Genomic DNA, 18,666 nt, shown 5'->3' with positions numbered 1-18,666 from the left:
AGTGTAACGGGGGCGAACTAGTGAGCCTCGTACCAGCCCCAAGTAACCGCGCGGCCCAACGTGTGGAAGAAAAGATTGAAACCCAGCACGGTAGGCGTGGCGTCAGGGTCAATATCGAGCTTTTCAACGTCCACAGCATGGACGGCGAAAAGGTAGCGGTGCGGGGCATGACCAGCCGGCGGTTGGGGGCCATAGTAGACACGCTGGCCGGAGTCACCGCGCAGGCTGACAACGCCCTCAAGTCCCAGGTCCTCAGCGGATCCTGCCCCCGTAGGGAGCTCACGCACATCCGCAGGGATGTTGAAGACAGCCCAGTGCCAGAATCCGGAACCCGTCGGTGCGTCTGGGTCGAAACACGTCACAGCAAAGGATTTCGTCCCTTCGGGTACATCAGTCCACGCCAGCCGCGGGGAAACATTCTCCGGCGCACGGAACTTCTCAGCGATCTCCGCGCCTTCTTCGATATCGGTAGAGGTCACGGTGAACGCTGCTACCTCCCCCAACGGGGCGTAAGGATCCGGCCCCGGGAAGCGAGAGTCCGCAGCATAGCTCGGCGTGGTAGTTGCAGTCTTGTCAGATGTGTTGCTAGTCATACTTCCTTTCTACTGGACAGAACTTTTGTCCGCAGAAGATTCACTCACTATCAACTTTCATCGGTGTGTTTTAGCACGCCAGTAGACGCAGAAAAGTGCAGGATGACATGGCGATTTGTGTACTGCAGGCTAATCGGGATACAGTATGCGAGTGCCCAGCCGAGAGGCTGAACAAACACCCTAGCCCGGGTGGCGGAATGGCAGACGCGCTAGCTTGAGGTGCTAGTGTCCTATTAACGGACGTGGGGGTTCAAGTCCCCCCTCGGGCACAGTGTGAAGTCTCGAGACATCGTTCCGGTCGGTGTCTCGAGATTTTTCGTTTTTGGAGCCGAGCCCGACATACAGGCTGAGACCACATTCACGGCAGATAAGGGCCAGAAACTGAATTTTGGCCACTATCTACGGTGAATGACAGTGACAGGTATTCGAGACCTGGTTCCGACCTCAGCCGTCGTTCATAGGTTCAGTCACACTTCTAGAAATGTTCCTGAAAGCGCTAGAAGCAGCAGAGCTAGGCCTTACTCCGGCTAAATTTCAGCACCCGTCACTTCGGTGCGGAAAAGCCGCAGAGGATCGATGTCTCCGAACCAGACGTCCCCTCAGGCACATAACTTAGCCCCGCGCTTCACTGAGGAATGAAAGAGTCAGTGAAGCGTGGGGTTTCTGTTTGCCGGTACAGTGGGGCGTGACATGAGCCACGAAGCGCTCTTATCCCCTATCCGCGTGCCATTCAAGGAGTTCTGTATGACGGCGACCTTCACGTACCTCGACCCGTTTACCGCCCAACGCAAGGTCATCGATGCTCCAGAGGGCTCCGAGTATGTCGTCGTCAAGCGCCGCGGTGAGGCCGTCGTGGACGGTGAGGTTATGAGCTTCCACGCCACGCATTCTGAGGCTCGTGATGCTGTCATGGCTGGGCTCACGGAGGAGTTTAAGACGGCAGTGGATAATGAGCCTATCTACGTCACTCATGCGCGCCTGCGTGGCGAGTATGCGCGCTACGTTAACCTTTAGACGGTCACATGCTGTGGGGTGGGCTTAAATTTTAAGCCAGCGGGGTTAACTCTTCGACGACCGTGGCCTTCTTCTTTCCGGTGAAGTAGCTATGGAGGCCCTTGATAACGATTGGTGCTACGGAGATCACTACGACAAGAATCATGATTTTGTCGATGGAATCCGCGATGCCTGGGATGCTGCCGAGGAAGACGCCAATCAGGTTCATGGATACAACCCAGGTCACTGCTCCGCTAACGTTCCAGCCCACAAAGTTCTTGTAGGGCATGTTTGCCGTGCCAGCGGCAACTGGAATGTAGGTGCGTACGATGGGCACGAAACGGCCTAGGACGAGCGCCAGAGGGCCATGCTTGCGGAAGAAATCCTCGGCTGAGCGGAGGTACTCCAGCTTGAGAATCCTCGCGTCCTTCTTAAAAAGGCCGCGGCCAAAGCGGTGTCCAATCCAAAAGCCCACCTGGTCGCCGATAATTGCGGCTGCCATGCCGACAAACACGAGGGCCCAAATAGACACGTGCAGCTCGTGGCGCAGGGTCGCTGCCATGACGAGGAGTGAGTCGCCGGGCAGGAATGGGAATAATACGCCAGATTCAATAAAGACGACAACGGCCAGTCCGGCCACCACCCAGGGGCCAAACGCCTCAAGCAAGGTGGCTGCGTCCATGTAGGACGTGAGGTTGTGTAGAAAGTCCATGGAGGGTTCTCCTAGCGATAAGGCGCGCTCCGTGCGCGCGAACGTGTATCAGTATCCTCCTGCTTCGCTGGCAACGACGAATCGAAAGTGGCTGCCCCAGCAACTTGTTTCCAACACCACAGGAAACTGCCAGCTGCCAGCCCGGATGTAGGTGACGCGACCAACAGCGCTAGGCTTATTCCCCATGGGCTCACGGTGGATTCGCAATGCAGGTGACTTCCTAAGATCGCTAGGATTCGCCGCGTGGAACAGCGTGCGCGCATGGTCATGGCGGCGTTGGCTCCTCGTAGGTGTCGGCTGCGCGGCACTGGTGGTAGCGGCCGCGCTTGTCGACGTCCCCGATACCGCCGCCCTACGCCAGTGGTCGGAAGACCTCGGCCCGTGGTTTGTCGTGGCCTTTACTGCCGCCTACGTCCTTTTCACGCAGTTCCCTATCCCGCGCACCGTGTGGACAGTGGCCGCTGGCGTGCTTTTTGGCCCGTGGTTGGGGCTTGGAGTGTCGCTCGTGGCTTTAACGATCTCCGCAACGCTGTCGCTTCTCGTGGTTCGGCGTCTTTTGGGCGAGTGGATTCGCCCCCATCTAAGCCATCCGGCGGTATTCACGATCAACTCACGTTTGGAAAGTCGCGGTTGGTTGGCTATTGCTTCGCTTCGACTCGTCGCAGGAGTTCCATTTTGCTTAGTAAACTACGTAGCGGCGCTCACTCCTATTCCCGTCGCACACTTTGCACTAGCAACACTTTTTGGATCCATTCCAACTACGGCTATTGGCGTCTTCCTGGGTGACGCTTTGAGCGGGCAGACTGATCCCTTGACCATCGTCGCACTCATCGCAGCCACGGTGCTGGGCGTTGCCGGCCTGGTGCTCGACACGCGCCTGCCCGCACGGCCCTCGGTAAGCGCCCAGGTCAAGCACAAAGAGTAGACTGAGGCTAATTTCTCGTCGGAAGGAGTCTCCCACAGTGCTAGCAGTCCATGCCCGCTACCGCGGCCGTTCAGTGCGCCGTGCCGAATTGGTGCAGCGTTCCGCCGCTGCCCTATCTACTTTGGAGGGCATCGGGGAGTTTGAAGTACTCGGAGTAGAAGACATTTGTGCGGTGGCCTATTCGGCCTCCTCGGTCTGCGATGTGGTGATGGCGTTGCTCGCTGATGGTGACTGGGCCATCGGCATCGGTGTTATTCCCGGCGACGATGCTAGCGACAAAGAAACTCGCGCTGTCGCTACGGCAGCCGTCAAGGGCTCTGCCCGCGCGGGTCACGTCTACGCCAAGGTCGATCGCCGTGGCCGCGCGGCGGAAGCCAATGACATTGCCGCCGCCTTCGCGCTACTTGGATTCGTCCTCAACAAGCGCACAATGGAAGGCCGCGAAGCCACATCACTAGTACGTGGCGGACTTAACCAAAACGAGGCGGCTGAAGAGCTCGGCATTTCCAAGCAGGCCATGTCCCAGCGCCTCCAAGCTGCAGGATGGGCTGCAGAGACTGCTGGATGGCAACTCGCGGTCAATCTCATTGAGCGCGCTAACTCGACGAACTAGGCAGTGACACTATCTTTACAGGAGATCTTCCTTCTTTAACTCCGGCGTGGTGACGAAATCCACGAGACGTTCCACCGCACCGATCAGCGTTGAATCAAGATCGCGGAAGGAACTCACCGCGTTGTAGACACGACTCCACCCTTCCTTGGGGTCGGACCATCCCAGACGAGCGCAGGTACCTGTCTTCCAATCTTCACCGTAAGGAACCTCAGGCCAGGCGCGAAAACCAAGGCGTTCGGGCTTTACTGCGGCCCAAATATCGATGAACGGATGCCCCGTCACCAAGACGTGCTCACCCACTGTCTGTGTTAGTCGCGTTTCCTTGGACCCTTTCACGAGGTGATCAGCCAATACCCCAACTCGACGCCCAGGACCGGGCTGGAACTCAGCAAGGCGCTCCTCCAAGTTGTCGAGGCCCTCGAGATATTCCACGACCACTCCTTCCACACGCAAGTCATGGCCCCATACCTTTTCCACGATCGCGGCATCATGGACACCTTCCACCCAGATGCGGGAAGGTGCAGCCACCTTGGCCTCAACGTTCTCTACGCGGCGCGAGCCCGAATTAGATTTTCGCGGCGCCTGCTTCTCTACATAGCGAGTCAGGGTGACAGGTTGGCCCTCCAGAAGAAAGCCACCTTTGATTAAGTTGAAGACGCGCTCCACTCCGTGGCGATCTTCAAGCCGGACCACTGGGCCCCATGCTGTCTTATCGACGCCCATCACAGCGCCCACAAAGTCATCTCCCCGGACTTCTACTACCATGCCGGGTTCGGCGGGAACCTCAGGGTACTGCGGTTTGTGGGTGCGTGCATGTCCGGCGAAAATATCGCCGCCATAGGGGTCTCGGGGATTGATGCTCATAACGGTCAACCCTATCGTCTACACTGGCCAGCCATGGATATGCGCGCCGAGGTCTGGTCCCCTGTTCAAAACGTCTCCGTGTGGCTCGGAGCATGGTTGTGGGGCCACGAATCCACCGATGACTTCCTCGATGCCATTACAGAGTTGGGCGGTGAACAGCTTGGGCCAGAAGGAAGTCCCTTCGTTACCCTTCTCGCTCACCTGCGCCGCGAAACGGCTGACATCATTGCCCGCGGTGAGCGCGAACCGCTTGTGCGTCTTATCCTGTCAGGGCCTGGCGAAGCACCAGCGCTACCGGCCGGCACTGCGTCCGCCCGAGCCGCTTCAGAAAACTCGGCCGGCGCTATCGTGGTGCGCACCAACGATCGCGATAGTCATCTGGTTCTCATCCCCAGTTATGCCGACGGCGCAACTATCTGGACTCTCATCGAGGAAACAGCCCCACTGCCCGCCCCCGCGTGGCTGAGCCCAGGCGATGCCGATGCGCTGTTGAGTCAAGCCACCAATGAATCGGCAGCGCTTATCGAGGCCACCGGATATACGAGTGATGTTCTCCCCAACCCCCGACTCACTGTGGGTACCCTCAGCGATTTCTACGACACTCCAGGCCTGCCATCTGCGGTGCCAGCGCGCGCCGCGAAGCTTTTCGCGCGCGCCGACCGCGTCGCCGCCATCATTGAAGCGGTCACGGACCGTATCCAAGACCACAGCCTCGACCCGCAATTACTCCGGTTGTGGCGGCATATCCGCCAAGCGCGCATGGCCGGGGTGGCCTACGCGCTCACCGATTTTGCGCGTTAGTGCGACTTCTTCAACGACCAGATATCGCAGCATCCCTCTGCACACGGAGCACCGTTAACGGTGCAGCCTTGGACGGTCACGTTGCCTAGGGATGCTGGTTCAGTTCCTTGCTCCAGTTCATCTATGAGATCGATGACCAAGGAGGCGAAGCGCTGTGATGGGCCGGCCGTTCGTGTGCGATACACGCTCACGCCCATCTCATCAGCTGCTTTTTTCAGCTCAGAATCGAGGTCCCAGATAACTTCCATATGATCCGAAATGAAGCCGATTGGGCATGCAACAACGGCCTCAACACCATCATTAGTGTGAATCGCTTTGGTGTGGTCCACAATGTCTGGCTCCAACCACGGGGTAGCTGGGTTACCGGAACGGGATTGCCACACAAGGTCATAGTCGCCCACTCCAGCTGCCTCAGCGACGAGGCGAGAAGCCTCGGCGACTTGGCGGGAGTAGATGTGCTTGTCTCCTTCCGCACCACCGACAGCATCGTGCGCCGAAGGCACAGAGTGCGCCGTGAACAGCATGCGGGTATTCGGGAGTTTGTCCTTCGGTACCTCCGCATATGCCTCACGAATTGCCTCTGCCATCTCCTCAACGAACTTCGGGTGGTCGAAGAACTGGCGCAGCTTAGTGAAGGTAATCTCCGGCAGTCCCTTTTCCTCGGCGTAGGCGCGCAACTTGATGATGTCCTCGTCGTACTGCCGGCAGGCGCTGTAGCCTCCCCACGCTGAGGTAGCAAAAACCGCGACGTTGCGGATGCCATCAGCAGCCATCTGCTCAACCGCCTCGGTACCGAACGGGTGCCAGTTACGGTTACCAAAGTAAATTGGTAGATTATGTCCGCGATTTTTCAGTTCTGCTTCGAGGTTGTCAATGATTTCGCGGTTCAAAGCATTGAGGGGGCTCACACCATCAAAATGGAAATAATGTTCGCCTACCACCTCTAGGCGTTCACGCGGGATACCACGACCGCGGGTGACATTCTCCAAAAACGGAACGACCTCCTCGTTTCCTTCCGGGCCACCGAAAGAAAGAACGAGGAGGGCGTCAAAAGTGGAGGGTGCTCGGCCAGTGCTCGAACCGGCACCGGGGGCAGTACGCTGTGCTTCAGTCATACGGCCCAGTTTAGCAATGGTCTTATCTAAATCAGACGCACGGCATACGGAGCCATTCCCGCCTGTCGGACTGGTGTGATGCTGACATTCTGGCCAGATTGAGGAGCCTCGACCATGGTGCCATCACCCAGGTAGATAGCGACGTGCTGGTTACCGCTTGGGCCGTAGAAGATCAGGTCACCGCGTTCAATTTCGCTGGTCGAAATCTTCTCGCCCTTCTGATACTGATACCCCGTGTAATGCGGCAGGGAGATGCCCACGCCAGCAAAGGCGTAGAGGACGAGACCCGAGCAGTCGAAACCAACCTTGTTGTAATCGCCGTGAGAGTCAGCAACGCCTCCATCGCGGATACCCTGAGTCGGGCCATTGGCGTCACCGCCACCCCACGCATATGGGACACCGACCTGAGAGGTGGCGCGTTCGATGACGGTCTCGATCTGAGCTTCACGAGACGCATCGCCCAGCTTCGATGCTGCCTTATCGGTTACACTGTCAGTCGTTTCGAGGTCTTCCAACACACCAGAGAGGTCTGAGATGAGGGAATCCTCATCGGCTTCCTCGTCCTCATCGTCGAGACCAACAGAGGTAGTTGTCGACGTTGACGTCTCGGAGTCCTCACCCTGGAGGGCGAACAGCTTTGAGGAGCCCTGCGCCAAGGCGTCAATCTCCTCCGGTGTCAGACTATTACTGTGACTAGGTTGAGAGGCTGCCACCATCGATGCCACAGTGCCAACAACACCAATGCCCAAGGCAACGGTTTCCGGATCGATAGAGCGAGAATCGAGAGAGCTGCCACCGCTGTTGGCGCGGCGATCCGCACTCTTAGAGGAAAGCTCCTTGACATTAGGATCGGAAGAGAGCGTATCGGCAGCGCTAGAGAGTTCCTTCATCTCTTCTGGAGAAATCGACGGAGAAATGTGTTGAGCCTGCAGCGAGCGATCACGCGCTTCCTCCGCTGAGGGGCCCTCGACGGACGCTGGCTCAGAGGCTTCTGCGCCCGGTGTCGCGGCCGGCTCTTCCGTCTTCAGCGGTTCCTTTTCGTCAGGCTGGGCACCGTCGTCAGCGATACGCGATGCCTCTTCAGTCAAGTTTTTATCCTGGACATTGTTTCCAGTCTCAATTCTTGACTTTTCAGTATCGTCAACTCCCTTAGCTTTATTAAGCGCCTTATGAAGCTCGGACAGCTGAGATAGAAGGTCGGTTCGTTCCGCAGCGGAATCCTCAATAGTTGACTCCGATTCAGCGAGCAACTGACGTGCAGACGCCTCTGCTTCGGACGCCTGGTTCTCACGCTGCTCGGCAAGTTCTTGAGTCTTGCGCAGCTGAGATTCCTTGTTGGCCTTCTGAGTACGCTCCTGCTCCAGCTGGGTAAGAACGCCCTGCTGCTTATCGGACTGGGAGCGAAGGAAAGACTGACGCTCGAGCATGTCGGAGCGAGCGTCCTTACCGGCTGCATGCGATACGGCGTCGGATGTATTGGCGCGGCGATAAGCAGAACGTGAGATATCGTCGAGCTTCGCCTGAGCCTTCGCCACATCATCCTCGGCAGTGTCGAGCTGCTTGCGTGCCGTGGTGGTACCACGACGTGCCTGCTCGGCCTTCGTCCGGGCGTCGTTAAGATCGACGAGCGCCCGGTTCACTGCCTCACGCTGGGAGCCGATTGTGGCCTCAGCCTCGGCGATGCGTTGCTCAACCTGGGCAATGGCCCCGGCAAGGTCTGCAATGGAGGGGTTGTCAGAAGATAGCAGCTCTTTAACGTTGAGCTGCTCTGGTTCCGCCGCTACTGCTGGCGCTAGAGATGAAACTGTAGACAAAGCGGCGGTCGTCGCGATGGCAGCGCACACTGCCCTGAGACGACGAAAGCCGAAAGATGAAGTGGTGGCCACGAGAATAGTCTCCTCAACGCCTACCTAGCCCTGGCCCCAACAACTACATGAAAGGGTACAACGATGATTTGTCCCTCTCCCCAGTCGTAACGACGAAGTGGAGCGAGGTTGCTTGAGTTGCGGATACAGGGGCTTCCCTACTTCCTACGAGTTCAAACCACGATTGAGGTGGTGCTCAATGAACATGCACAAGGAAGGAGTGGGAGGGCCATTCTGGAGAGGCGAACTTATGAGAGGTCCTGTCACTAGCGAGGACGTGGATGATCTATCGCGGGTGTACACCGACGCTAATCCGAGACCGCGTACATGGAGATGGGTCATCCATGTGCTCTAGGGTCCCGATTGCGAAGGGGCACACGCTACACGGAGAACACCGCACTGCGAGGTTCCTCCTCGCCAGGCGCCGCGCGCATAGCGAAATGACCGCACACCCTAGAGGCAGCAGGCATCGACATGGCTGGCACCTGACCGGGAACCGACAGGACGAGATTGCGCAGCACTCCAATCAAAGAGTGCATGTGAAGCGTAAAGGAGCCTCTCCCACTCGGAAGGTAGGTGTCTTTGTGATGAAAAGTCGAACACTGGTACCGACTGCACAAAGCAGCTCATTCTGCTGCGCGCTGTGAGGCGCGGCGTTCATCCGCCAGGCGGTGATCCTCAACTGCCGTAATCGCTCGTGGCGTGCTTCCCCACATACCCGTGCGTCGTCTCTGTTGAGAGTCAAGGCTTGGCCCATGAACACATGGAGCAAGAGTCAACCCGTGAGTCGATACGTGAACCATACGTCACCGACACGCCATGTCGCACACTTTCCTCATTTTTCACATGAGTTAAGTCCAGCCACAGAGCCTTACAGGAGCACCTTACCTGCAACAATTTCGTTACCAACGTGTGACTGTGATGTTTGTCACTAATATGTAACGTACTCTCTCTGCGGCAGGTTGCCGCGGGTCAAAGTGGGCCAGACGACGTCTAGTCAAATGCTTCGTCAGATGCCCAGCAGTCTTCAACACGGCTACCACACGACAAGGTTCGGGACTTGTCCCCATTTTTCTGGCCGAGCCCAACTTCGCCTTAAATCAGCGGCAACTGTGGCGCCCGATTCCGCCCCGAGTGACGATGGTTGGCACCTTCACAACCAAGCCGATACTCAACGCCTTGAAGCCACGCCTGGGCAACTGAATTCTCCCCCAAGCATCTTGCCCTTACCCCCACAGATAAAGCTTTCGCGTTGTCGATTCAAGCCCCTACAGGTAGCGCAGATCCGGCACCGCGTCGCGCCCTACCTCGGGCCACTTAGGCGCCGTCGGTGAGGCCGAACGCAGAACCACTTCTCCAAGTCGCAACCACTCCCCCGGGCCCAAAGTAAAGGCTTAGTGGTTGATTTCCACCACTTCCCTACCCTTCTCCCATCATTCCTTACGGACCTCCAGGCAGTCCGTTTACGGGCTATTGGGACCTCTTTACTGCCTGCCGCAGACCCCCTGTTGTAACGAGCTTTGCGCCGCCATCTGAGCGTGCCAGAGGTCTTTATTAAGAAGGCCCTCAGGCCGAATTCGGGTGACCTAATCAGAGGCTCGGTGGCTATCTGCGGGCGCGTGGTGCCGCCCGCTCCAGGGGGTTGAATTCCATGGATCTCAGAGCGGATAATCAACCCCTTTGGCTGGCCGGAGAAGTGACAGTGGACGCCGCGGATTGAGAGTCGACCTTGTGCCCCGGCTAGCCCACCGTAGCCTCAACGACATCTGTGGCCGGTTTCGTTGCGGGCGCTTGTCGAGCCGCGTGGCGGAATGCGGTGAAGGCAGCCAACGCTGCGAGGCAGAAAAATATTCCAACAATGGGAACCCACGGGACTGAGAAATCATCTGCCGTGGCATAGAAGTCGTTCACCAGTGTGACCTGATCGAGACCTGTCGGCAGGGAATCCTCAGCTGCTTCAATAGCCGCCCGGTCGTAGGAATCGCTCACCACCGACACCTTCATGGGTGCCTGAAGGATGACAGTGTCTAGACCGGTCCTATCTTGAAGAGTGGTTGCGAGATCGCGCAGATCCGGAATTTTCTCCGGAAACACGTCAACAACCGCTACCCCATGATCAGGATGAAGGGAGGCGATGATGGGCTCCTGGAGGGCGTCGTCAAGCGCTAGCTCTGGGTTGGAGAAGGCGACACCGTCGTCCGAGAGTTGCTCGGCGATGGCATCTACATCTACGCCGGCCGGGATCATGGAGTACTCCTTACTGTTGTGCAGCCTCGAGCCTAAGCACGTGACGGCAAGTGAAGGGTGGGTGACGCGCCGGTACCCCCGAAATGGATGAAACAGAACGGGCGTACTGTTATAGTGGCCCCAACCGCAGGTTCCAGCCTCTACAATAGATAAGGAACCTTCGCGTTCTGAGAACGTCGATGTGCCGCAGTCCCTCCGGACGCCGGTACGGCCTCGATGAGCTCGATGGACCTTTATTAAGTGTTCGACAACCCACAAGCGAAAAGCAAGGAATGGAGCTCCCTGTGACTGAAAGCCTGAACTCCTTCGGCGCCAAGAAGACCCTTGATGTCAACGGTAAGTCCTATGACTACTTCGACATCAACGCGGTTGAGGGCCTGGAGAAGCTGCCGTACTCCCTTAAGGTGCTGGCTGAGAACCAGCTGCGCTACGAGGATGGCAAGAACGTAACCAAGGATCACATTAACGCTTTGGCGAACTGGGATCCGTCCGCAGAACCGGATACCGAGATCCAGTTCACCCCGGCTCGTGTCCTCATGCAGGACTTCACCGGCGTTCCCTGTGTGGTCGACCTCGCTACCATGCGTGAGGCCATCGCTACTCTCGGCGGCAAGCCGGATCAGGTGAACCCGCTCAACCCGGCAGAGATGGTTATTGACCACTCCGTTATTGTTGAGGCCTTCGGTTCCTCCGAGGCTCTGGAGAAGAACGTTGAGATCGAGTACGAGCGCAACCAGGAGCGTTACCAGTTCCTGCGTTGGGGCGCCGAGAACTTCTCCAACTTCCGCGTTGTTCCTCCGGGAACCGGTATTGTCCACCAGGTCAACATCGAGTACCTGTCCCGCGTCGTCTTTGACAACGAGGGCGTTGCTTACCCAGATACCTGTATCGGTACTGACTCCCACACCACCATGGAGAACGGCCTCGGCATCTTGGGCTGGGGCGTTGGCGGCATCGAGGCTGAGGCAGCCATGCTGGGCCAGCCGGTCTCCATGCTTATCCCACGCGTCGTCGGCTTCAAGCTCACCGGTGAGATTCCGACCGGCGTGACGGCTACCGACGTTGTTCTGACTATTACTGAGATGCTCCGTGAGCACGGCGTGGTTCAGAAGTTTGTCGAGTTCTACGGCAACGGTGTGAAGTCCGTGCCGCTGGCTAACCGCGCCACCATCGGCAACATGTCCCCAGAGTTCGGCTCCACCGCTGCGATCTTCCCGATCGACGAGGAGACCATCAAGTACCTCGAGCTCACCGGTCGCCCGCAGGAGCAGATCGACCGTGTTGAAGCATACGCCAAGGCTCAGGGCATGTGGCTGGAGCAGGATGCTCCGGAGGCTAAGTACTCCGAGTACCTCGAGCTGGACCTGTCCACCGTCAAGCCTTCCATCGCTGGCCCGAAGCGCCCGCAGGACCGCATCCTGCTTTCTGAGGCAAAGGAGCAGTTCCGTAAGGATCTGCCGACCTACGCTTCTGGTGACGTCGTCGCCGACGAATCCACCATTGAGGCAAAGCGCATGACCGCTGAGGGCGGCGACGAGAACTCCCTCGTTGACGTTACCGGTGGCCTTAACAAGTCCCGCGCAGGTCAGGGTGAGTCCGCAGCCAAGGGTAGCTCCGGCCGTCAATCCAACCCAGTGACTGTTACCTCCGCGAACGGTGGCGAGTACACCCTGGACCACGGCATGGTCGCTATTGCTTCCATCACTTCCTGCACCAACACCTCCAACCCGTCCGTCATGGTTGGCGCTGGCCTCATCGCCCGCAAGGCGGCTGAGAAGGGCCTCAAGTCCAAGCCGTGGGTTAAGACCATTTGCGCACCGGGTTCCCAGGTAGTTGACGGCTACTTCCAGCGCGCAGACCTGTGGAAGGACCTCGAGGCTCTCGGCTTCTACCTCTCCGGCTTCGGATGCACCACCTGTATTGGTAACTCCGGCCCGCTGCCGGAGGAAATCTCCAACGCCATCAATGAGCACGACCTGGCTGCTACCGCAGTGCTGTCCGGTAACCGTAACTTTGAGGGCCGCATCTCCCCGGACGTCAAGATGAACTACTTGGCTTCCCCAATCATGGTCATCGCCTACGCTATTGCTGGCACCATGGACTTCGATTTCGAGACCCAGCCGCTGGGTCAAGACCAGGACGGCAACGATGTCTTCCTCAAGGACATCTGGCCTTCCCCGCAGGAGATCGAGGACACCATCCAGCAGGCAATCTCCCGCGAGCTCTACGAGGCTGACTACGCCGACGTGTTCAAGGGCGACGACGCATGGCGCAACCTGGATGTACCGGAGGGCAAGACCTTCGAGTGGAATGAGGATTCCACCTACATCCGCAAGGCTCCGTACTTCGACGGTATGCCGACTGAGCCGGAACCGGTTGAGGACATCAAGGGTGCTCGCGTCCTGGCTAAGCTCGGTGACTCCGTCACCACCGACCACATCTCCCCTGCTTCCTCCATTAAGCCGGGTACCCCTGCTGCTCAGTACCTGGATGAGAATGGTGTGGAGCGCCAGGACTACAACTCCCTGGGTTCCCGTCGTGGTAACCACGAGGTCATGATGCGCGGTACCTTCGCCAACATCCGCCTGCAGAACCAGCTGGTGGACGTTGCTGGTGGCTACACCCGCGACTTCACCCAGGCGGGCGCACCGCAGGCCTTCATCTTCGATGCTTGCGAGAACTACAAGGCCGCTGACATCCCGCTGGTCGTCCTGGCCGGCAAGGAATACGGCACCGGTTCTTCCCGTGACTGGGCTGCTAAGGGCACCAACCTGCTGGGCGTGAAGGCCGTTATTACCGAGTCCTTCGAGCGTATCCACCGCTCGAACCTCATCGGTATGGGCGTTATCCCGCTGCAGTTCCCGGAGGGCGAGTCCCACGAGTCCCTGGGCCTGGACGGTACCGAGACCTTCGACATCGACGGTATTGCAGCTCTTAACGAGGGCGGCATTCCGAAGTCGGTTCACGTGACCGCGACCAAGGAGTTCGGTGAGACCGTCGAGTTCGACGCCAAGGTTCGCATCGATACGCCTGGTGAGGCCGACTACTACCGCCACGGCGGCATTCTGCAGTACGTGCTGCGCCAGATGGTCAAGGCCTAAAGAGGCCCAGACCGCTGTGAGAGCCCACGAGGTGGGCTCTGCATAGCTCAGCGGAAGGCCAGCTAGCAACAATTTGAGTGCTGGCTGGCCTTTCTTTATCCACAAAGCTTTCCATTTACCGAGTCGTTGGAAAGTATTTCCCTACTCGGTTCCCTTCCCGTACCCACTATCGTTGCGGCAGATTCGTGCCGCGCTTCCTTCCAAGGAGATTGTCCAGCCATGCCGATTATGAGCGATTCCGAGCTCAACCGCCGCCGTAACGACATCCTCGTCGGGGCGAGAAAATGCTTCGCTGAGTATGGCTATGAAGGCGCGACAGTCCGCCGACTCGAAGAGGTCACTGGAAAATCACGCGGCGCCATCTTCCACCACTTTGGCGATAAGGAATCGCTCTTCCTTGCCTTGGCTCGGGAGGACGCCGCCCGGGAGGCAGAGGTCGTGGCCAACAATGGTCTGGTTGAGGTAATGAGTGAGATGCTTCGCCACCCAGAGCGTCACGACTGGCTCGCTACCCGCCTTGAGGTCACCTCAATGCTGCGTACCGATCCCTCTTTTGCCACCCGCTGGCGCGAGGAGCAGGAAGTCCTTGACAAAGCCGTGCGTGCCCGCTTGGAATCCAATGCTGAGAAGGGGCGACTCCGCGATGATGTGTCCATCGATACCTTGGTGACCTATCTGGAAACTTTCATGGACGGTTTCATTAACCGCCTTGCGCTGGGTGAAACGTCAAACCTGGAGCAAGTTCTTTCGTTGGTCGAGCAGACGATTCGTGGGTCACGTACTCAATAGCTGCGGATTTTTCTCCCCTGATTGCCACCCCTGATGGTCCACTAGTCCTCGTTACACTGTGTGGCATGGACCAAACTCCCCTACGACTTCCTCGTGCAAAGCTCCACATCTACTCAGGCGACAAGTCACGGCTCGCCCCTGCAGGATCCCACGCTCACGATGCACAACCAAACCCGCACGTCGATACGTCGGGTATACGTGAGGTAATAGAGGATGCCGGTCCTCAACCAGGGCGCCTCAAGTTCGGTGACATCGCCATCTGGCTCCCTATAGTTCTCGTTGGACTATTCATAAGTAGCGTGACGTTTTCTTTCCTCACCAGTGGTTTTGGCCCTCCCCAAAGACCGCATTCCGGGTTTGATCCATTTGCTTTGATCCCAGTCTTCGGCTGCCTCTTTGGCCTTTTCTTTGTGGGGCTTGGCGTGTGGAATGTCTTCAAAGCGATTGGCCGTGCTCGGCGTCTTCGTACCGCGTGGCAAAACGGCTGGATTGAATACCGGCCCGCTCTTATCGGTGAGCTCGTTTACTTGCGCAGCAAGACCGAAGGCTCGGAAAAGAATGAGAGGACCCATTTCTATTACTCCGCTCCACTCCTCATTCTTCGGCCAGACGGCTCTTTGTCGAACGCAACGTCCGGCGAGTTCCGTGGCAACTATCCGAACGCACTAAAGTCACGGGGCGCTGCCCTGTCAGAGGCTTCCCGCGCAGCAACCGTTGATTCCACCCGCAACAATGGGTGGACCGTAGCCGCATACCGTACGGGTAGCCAGGACTCTGAAGCAGAGATCCCTTGTGGATTATCCGCCAAGCAAATCGACGCCATTCTTCACTTCGCCGAACAGCGATGGATCACATAGCCGCCAAGGTCTTACACCCCACTCGCAGGATCCACACGGGTACTGCTCCCCTCAGGGCCTGTTGTTTATAGCCCCTAGCGTTTCACTACCGCTAACCTGTGAAGTATGACTCACTCTCCCATCCGGTTTCCGCGTACAAAGCTAAAAATCGCAGGTAAATTCCCAGAATCCCTTGCGCCCAAGGAATCCGAAACGCATGATTCTCAACCAAGGCAGGAGATCGACCGCAGCGGTATCAGGGAGGCCATTGATTCCACCGGCTTGCCCCCAGGGCGCGCCAGCGTCCACGATATGCTCTTTGGCTTCGTCTTTGGCTTCTTTGGCGTAACCGCTGCTTTTCTCGCGTGCATTATGGGGTTCGTCACCCTTATGTTAGGTGGAAGTCAGGAGGAGGATGACTTAGGTTTGCTACACGGCCTTCTCATTACTGCGGTATTAGCTGTCCTATTTTTGTGGCTTGCCATCTTCCTCGTGCGCAGTGAAAGGCAGAGAGCCAAGCGCATGGCCGCTGCTTGGAAGAACGGATGGATTGAATACCGGCCGGCACTCATCGGGGAATTGGTGTTGCATCGCCGCAGGAGGAGTGACGACTCAACTGATCATTTCTACAAAGCTCCACTACTTATTCTTCAGCCGGATGGCTCGATGCCGAAAGCGCACAGCGCTGAATTCAGGAGCGGGAATCCCAATTGGTTGAAGATGCGCGGATTCACCGTGGCGGATGGCCCACTGGTTGCCACCGTCGATTTCAACCACAACAACGGTTGGCATGTCGTGGCATACCGAGCTGACGATCCCAACCCCACGCCCGTGCTTCAACACGGCCTCAGCAAAGATCAAGTGGAGGCTGTCTTGACCTTCGCCGAAAACTCATGGGTGAAGTAGGTCGCATGTCCCAGGATGTACTCGCACCATTCGACTTCCAGAGCCTTTTTTATTCTGACCGAATTATCCCGAAAAGCAAGCGGTCCGTGTCCTCGCCTAACCCGGTACCCGCAACACCCGTGGTGGCGCGAGCTGTATACGCCACCGGTCCCTTCCCTGGGAACTCAGCTCTCAATAAGAAATCATTGCTGGGGCGTGCCATTCTTGTGCCGATGGTCTGTGCTTCCGCCATTGCCCTGATCATGGAAGATGAAGTCATCATCCATCCGTCGATTTCCTGGGCCTTCAAACTGTTCTTTTTCGCAGCGCTCATTGCGGGAGTAGCCGACCTAGGAGAATCAATCCGACGCAACACGTGGGGTGCACACCGTGTTCGTCTCGCCGCACAGAACGGGTGGATCGAGTACTACCCAGCGCTAGTAGGAGAAATCTGGAACACTGGCACCATCAAACATGAATATGATCCGACAGAATATTGCTACCAGGCTAGAGCGCGTCTGTTCTCCCGAGATGGCTCGAGCTTTGACATCACCACCGAGGTCTTTTCTGACAATCGCACGCCAATGGAATTTTCTCAGATGGGCATCGCGGTGGTCGACGATGAAAAGGACGCGAAGTTTGAACGAGTGAACGGTTGGTACCTGGCAGGCCACATCGCTACCAAGCCGCTAAATGAAGCCGGTTTCGCGCATCGACTCACCAGAGATCAGGTGCGGGCAGGCCTCAATGCTGCGCTACATGCCTAGCAATCGGAGCTAATCCTCCGAGTCTCCTCGGAGACGCTCCCCATCCAGCACTGCATGTACTGACTTGTCAGTTACTGTGTGATCTATGACTCAGTCCCCCATCACGTTGCCACGCACGAAGTTGAAGCTTTCGCCGACTATGCCTCGAACGCATTCAGCTCAACAATCTGCAACCGATGTATCCCAGCCGAATCCACATATGGATCGCAGTGGTGTCCGTGAAGTCATCGTTGGCGCCGGCCTCGCCCCCGGGACGCTCCCTGTTGGAGAAGAATTCCACTGGAAACATCACCGGAATTCTTGCCATAACAGTGGGCATCATCGGCCTCGCGATAGCTGCTGCCGCCTACGCGATATACGTAGAGACCAAGGCGACAGGCCCCATCGTTCTTATCGGCCTTCTGGTCTTTATCGCACTGACAGCATTTGTTGTTGCCGCTTCCATCCGTGGCAAGAAGTCGTTGAACCGCATCGCAGAAAGCACGGATAACGCGTGGATAAACGGGTGGATCGAATACCGCCCAGTCCTCATCGGCGAGCTAGCCCACGTGCGTCAGGAGGATGACGGCGACACAGTGACGCACTACTACACCGCACCGCTTCTGATGCTGCAGCCAGATGGAACCATGCATAGGGTCGCTTCACAGGAGTTCACTTATAGGGACCCAGCGTGGCTGAAGGCGAAAAATTTCGCTGTAGCCGAAAGCCCACAGACAGCGACCGTAGATTTCGCCCACAATAATGGCTGGGACGTGGTTGGATACCGAGTGGACGTTCCCAACCCAGAGCCTCAGTTTGGACTCGGGCTCACCAAACAGCAGGTAGACGCAGTTCTTTCCTTCGCAGAGCAGAACTGGGTGCGCTAAATATCCTTGACGCTGCCGTCGCCGTCGATGAACTCCAGCGGAGAGGATGGCAGAGTCTCACGAGAGGCTACCTCGGCGACAACCTCGGCAACCAAATCGCGAGAAGTCTTCATATCCGCAGTACGCTGCGAATTCTCCGTGAGGACGGTAATGCCTTGGGCTGGCTCCTCAGTGAGAGCAGCTGGGCCAAGGATAAGGTAGTCAAGGTCCGTGGAATTGAGCTTATTATCCACGGCCTTCTTGGACTCCACGTAGGCATACCACTTTTCATCAGCAGGATCGGTGGTATTCGTCGTGGCACCCATGTAGGAAATCATGATGTAGGCAGGAGTGTTCTTGCCGGCGGCAGCAAGCTTCTCCAGACCTGCGATCGATGCGAGCGCAGCATCGCGGTCCACCGCCCAGGTGACGTCAGCACCAGCACGGCCACCGTTGCCAGCGCCCCATACGACGACGTCATACTCGCCTAGGAGTTCAGCCCACTGTTTCTCGGAAATCTCAGTGAGATCGCGCAGAATCGGTGTGGCTCCACTCGCCTCAATATCGGGCACCTGGTTGGGGTTACGGATAAGCGAGTGGACGTCTAGGTTGGCGTCGACAAGCTTCGGCGCTGCCAGCAATCCCACCTTGCCGTGGCCGCCGATGTAGAGAACTTTCTTACGCGCGATAGTTGTCGTATCAGTCATGTGCGCCA

17 protein-coding genes and 1 tRNA gene are annotated in these 18,666 nt (G+C 57.6%); 11 read left to right on the top strand and 7 right to left on the bottom strand.

Features of this window, described 5'->3' with window-relative positions:
* Positions 1 to 17: 17 nt before the first annotated feature.
* Positions 18 to 593, bottom strand: coding sequence for a YbhB/YbcL family Raf kinase inhibitor-like protein (locus tag QP922_RS03580; protein ID WP_284807952.1), 576 nt, complete (start codon positions 591 to 593; stop codon positions 18 to 20).
* Positions 594 to 776: 183 nt separating this feature from the next.
* On the opposite strand from QP922_RS03580, the gene QP922_RS03575 reads away from it, so the two are divergent.
* Together QP922_RS03575 and QP922_RS03570 are read left to right on the top strand one after the other, a co-directional pair.
* Positions 777 to 862, top strand: a tRNA-Leu gene (locus tag QP922_RS03575).
* A 475-nt stretch (positions 863 to 1,337) separates the two neighbouring features.
* The gene (locus QP922_RS03570; RefSeq protein WP_070671225.1) at positions 1,338 to 1,607 is read left to right on the top strand and encodes a hypothetical protein; all 270 of its coding nucleotides are present in this window, start codon (positions 1,338 to 1,340) and stop codon (positions 1,605 to 1,607) included.
* A 31-nt stretch (positions 1,608 to 1,638) separates the two neighbouring features.
* Here QP922_RS03570 and QP922_RS03565 read toward each other — a convergent pair whose 3' ends face one another.
* Positions 1,639 to 2,298, bottom strand: coding sequence for a DedA family protein (locus QP922_RS03565; RefSeq protein ID WP_210388155.1), 660 nt, complete (start codon positions 2,296 to 2,298; stop codon positions 1,639 to 1,641).
* A 184-nt stretch (positions 2,299 to 2,482) separates the two neighbouring features.
* Here QP922_RS03565 and QP922_RS03560 point away from each other — a divergent pair, with 184 nt between their 5' ends.
* Both QP922_RS03560 and QP922_RS03555 read left to right on the top strand, forming a co-directional pair.
* A complete protein-coding gene (locus QP922_RS03560) occupies positions 2,483 to 3,223 on the top strand; it encodes a TVP38/TMEM64 family protein (protein WP_284807951.1) in 741 nt (246 codons plus the stop codon).
* Between the two features lie 37 nt (positions 3,224 to 3,260).
* Positions 3,261 to 3,836 carry a MarR family transcriptional regulator gene (locus QP922_RS03555; protein WP_284807950.1) on the top strand — a complete coding sequence of 192 codons (576 nt, stop codon included), beginning with the start codon at positions 3,261 to 3,263 and terminating at the stop codon, positions 3,834 to 3,836.
* A gap of 15 nt (positions 3,837 to 3,851) precedes the next feature.
* Here QP922_RS03555 and QP922_RS03550 read toward each other — a convergent pair whose 3' ends face one another.
* A complete protein-coding gene (locus QP922_RS03550) occupies positions 3,852 to 4,700 on the bottom strand; it encodes a DUF3097 domain-containing protein (RefSeq protein WP_284807949.1) in 849 nt (282 codons plus the stop codon).
* A gap of 33 nt (positions 4,701 to 4,733) precedes the next feature.
* Here QP922_RS03550 and QP922_RS03545 point away from each other — a divergent pair, with 33 nt between their 5' ends.
* On the top strand, positions 4,734 to 5,501 hold the full coding sequence (locus QP922_RS03545; RefSeq protein WP_284807948.1) for an Rv1486c family protein: 768 nt from the start codon (positions 4,734 to 4,736) through the stop codon (positions 5,499 to 5,501).
* On the opposite strand, the gene QP922_RS03540 is transcribed toward QP922_RS03545, so the two are convergent.
* The 3 genes from QP922_RS03540 to QP922_RS03530 all read right to left on the bottom strand — a co-directional run bounded on the left by QP922_RS03540 (position 5,498) and on the right by QP922_RS03530 (position 10,728).
* Positions 5,498 to 6,616 carry a ferrochelatase gene (locus QP922_RS03540; protein WP_284807947.1) on the bottom strand — a complete coding sequence of 373 codons (1,119 nt, stop codon included), beginning with the start codon at positions 6,614 to 6,616 and terminating at the stop codon, positions 5,498 to 5,500. The two genes, QP922_RS03545 and QP922_RS03540, sit on opposite strands and share 4 nt — an antisense overlap.
* A 26-nt stretch (positions 6,617 to 6,642) precedes the next feature.
* Positions 6,643 to 8,502 (bottom strand): DIP1281 family NlpC/P60 protein, encoded by a 1,860-nt coding sequence (locus QP922_RS03535; protein WP_284807946.1) that lies wholly within the window; start codon positions 8,500 to 8,502, stop codon positions 6,643 to 6,645.
* Between the two features lie 1,719 nt (positions 8,503 to 10,221).
* Positions 10,222 to 10,728, bottom strand: coding sequence for an Rv1476 family membrane protein (locus QP922_RS03530; RefSeq protein ID WP_284807945.1), 507 nt, complete (start codon positions 10,726 to 10,728; stop codon positions 10,222 to 10,224).
* A 284-nt stretch (positions 10,729 to 11,012) separates the two neighbouring features.
* Between QP922_RS03530 and acnA the strand changes: the two genes are divergently transcribed.
* The 6 genes from acnA to QP922_RS03500 all read left to right on the top strand — a co-directional run bounded on the left by acnA (position 11,013) and on the right by QP922_RS03500 (position 17,972).
* Positions 11,013 to 13,829 (top strand): aconitate hydratase AcnA, encoded by a 2,817-nt coding sequence (gene acnA, locus QP922_RS03525; protein WP_284807944.1) that lies wholly within the window; start codon positions 11,013 to 11,015, stop codon positions 13,827 to 13,829.
* Positions 13,830 to 14,048: 219 nt separating this feature from the next.
* Positions 14,049 to 14,618: a TetR/AcrR family transcriptional regulator gene (locus QP922_RS03520; protein WP_070671206.1), complete on the top strand. Its 570-nt coding sequence runs from the start codon at positions 14,049 to 14,051 to the stop codon at positions 14,616 to 14,618.
* Positions 14,619 to 14,917: 299 nt separating this feature from the next.
* Positions 14,918 to 15,475 carry a hypothetical protein gene (locus QP922_RS03515; RefSeq protein ID WP_284807943.1) on the top strand — a complete coding sequence of 186 codons (558 nt, stop codon included), beginning with the start codon at positions 14,918 to 14,920 and terminating at the stop codon, positions 15,473 to 15,475.
* Positions 15,476 to 15,580: 105 nt separating this feature from the next.
* Complete coding sequence (locus tag QP922_RS03510; protein ID WP_284807942.1) at positions 15,581 to 16,360, top strand: hypothetical protein; 780 nt, start codon at positions 15,581 to 15,583, stop codon at positions 16,358 to 16,360.
* Positions 16,361 to 16,365: 5 nt separating this feature from the next.
* Entirely contained in the window at positions 16,366 to 17,106 is a 741-nt protein-coding gene (locus tag QP922_RS03505; protein WP_284807941.1) for a hypothetical protein, read from the top strand.
* A gap of 176 nt (positions 17,107 to 17,282) precedes the next feature.
* Entirely contained in the window at positions 17,283 to 17,972 is a 690-nt protein-coding gene (locus QP922_RS03500; RefSeq protein WP_284807940.1) for a hypothetical protein, read from the top strand.
* Here QP922_RS03500 and QP922_RS03495 read toward each other — a convergent pair.
* Positions 17,969 to 18,658: an NAD(P)H-binding protein gene (locus QP922_RS03495; protein WP_284807939.1), complete on the bottom strand. Its 690-nt coding sequence runs from the start codon at positions 18,656 to 18,658 to the stop codon at positions 17,969 to 17,971. The genes QP922_RS03500 and QP922_RS03495 overlap by 4 nt on opposite strands.
* Positions 18,659 to 18,666 lie beyond the last annotated feature (8 nt).

The sequence above is a fragment of the Corynebacterium sp. MSK218 genome, from assembly GCF_030232655.1.
In the GTDB taxonomy this organism is placed as follows: domain Bacteria; phylum Actinomycetota; class Actinomycetes; order Mycobacteriales; family Mycobacteriaceae; genus Corynebacterium.
This window is presented reverse-complemented; position numbering and strand designations above follow the sequence as displayed.

Bases quoted from the DNA above. Each gene is read 5' to 3' on its own strand.
- QP922_RS03580 (WP_284807952.1), bottom strand. From the start codon at position 593: ATGACTAGCAACACATCTGACAAGACTGCAACTACCACGCCGAGCTAT.
- QP922_RS03570 (WP_070671225.1), top strand. From the start codon at position 1,338: ATGACGGCGACCTTCACGTACCTCGACCCGTTTACCGCCCAACGCAAG.
- QP922_RS03565 (WP_210388155.1), bottom strand. From the start codon at position 2,298: ATGGACTTTCTACACAACCTCACGTCCTACATGGACGCAGCCACCTTG.
- QP922_RS03560 (WP_284807951.1), top strand. From the start codon at position 2,483: ATGGGCTCACGGTGGATTCGCAATGCAGGTGACTTCCTAAGATCGCTA.
- QP922_RS03550 (WP_284807949.1), bottom strand. From the start codon at position 4,700: ATGAGCATCAATCCCCGAGACCCCTATGGCGGCGATATTTTCGCCGGA.
- QP922_RS03545 (WP_284807948.1), top strand. From the start codon at position 4,734: ATGGATATGCGCGCCGAGGTCTGGTCCCCTGTTCAAAACGTCTCCGTG.
- QP922_RS03540 (WP_284807947.1), bottom strand. From the start codon at position 6,616: ATGACTGAAGCACAGCGTACTGCCCCCGGTGCCGGTTCGAGCACTGGC.
- QP922_RS03530 (WP_284807945.1), bottom strand. From the start codon at position 10,728: ATGATCCCGGCCGGCGTAGATGTAGATGCCATCGCCGAGCAACTCTCG.
- QP922_RS03520 (WP_070671206.1), top strand. From the start codon at position 14,049: ATGCCGATTATGAGCGATTCCGAGCTCAACCGCCGCCGTAACGACATC.
- QP922_RS03510 (WP_284807942.1), top strand. From the start codon at position 15,581: ATGACTCACTCTCCCATCCGGTTTCCGCGTACAAAGCTAAAAATCGCA.
- QP922_RS03505 (WP_284807941.1), top strand. From the start codon at position 16,366: ATGTCCCAGGATGTACTCGCACCATTCGACTTCCAGAGCCTTTTTTAT.
- QP922_RS03500 (WP_284807940.1), top strand. From the start codon at position 17,283: ATGTATCCCAGCCGAATCCACATATGGATCGCAGTGGTGTCCGTGAAG.
- QP922_RS03495 (WP_284807939.1), bottom strand. From the start codon at position 18,658: ATGACTGATACGACAACTATCGCGCGTAAGAAAGTTCTCTACATCGGC.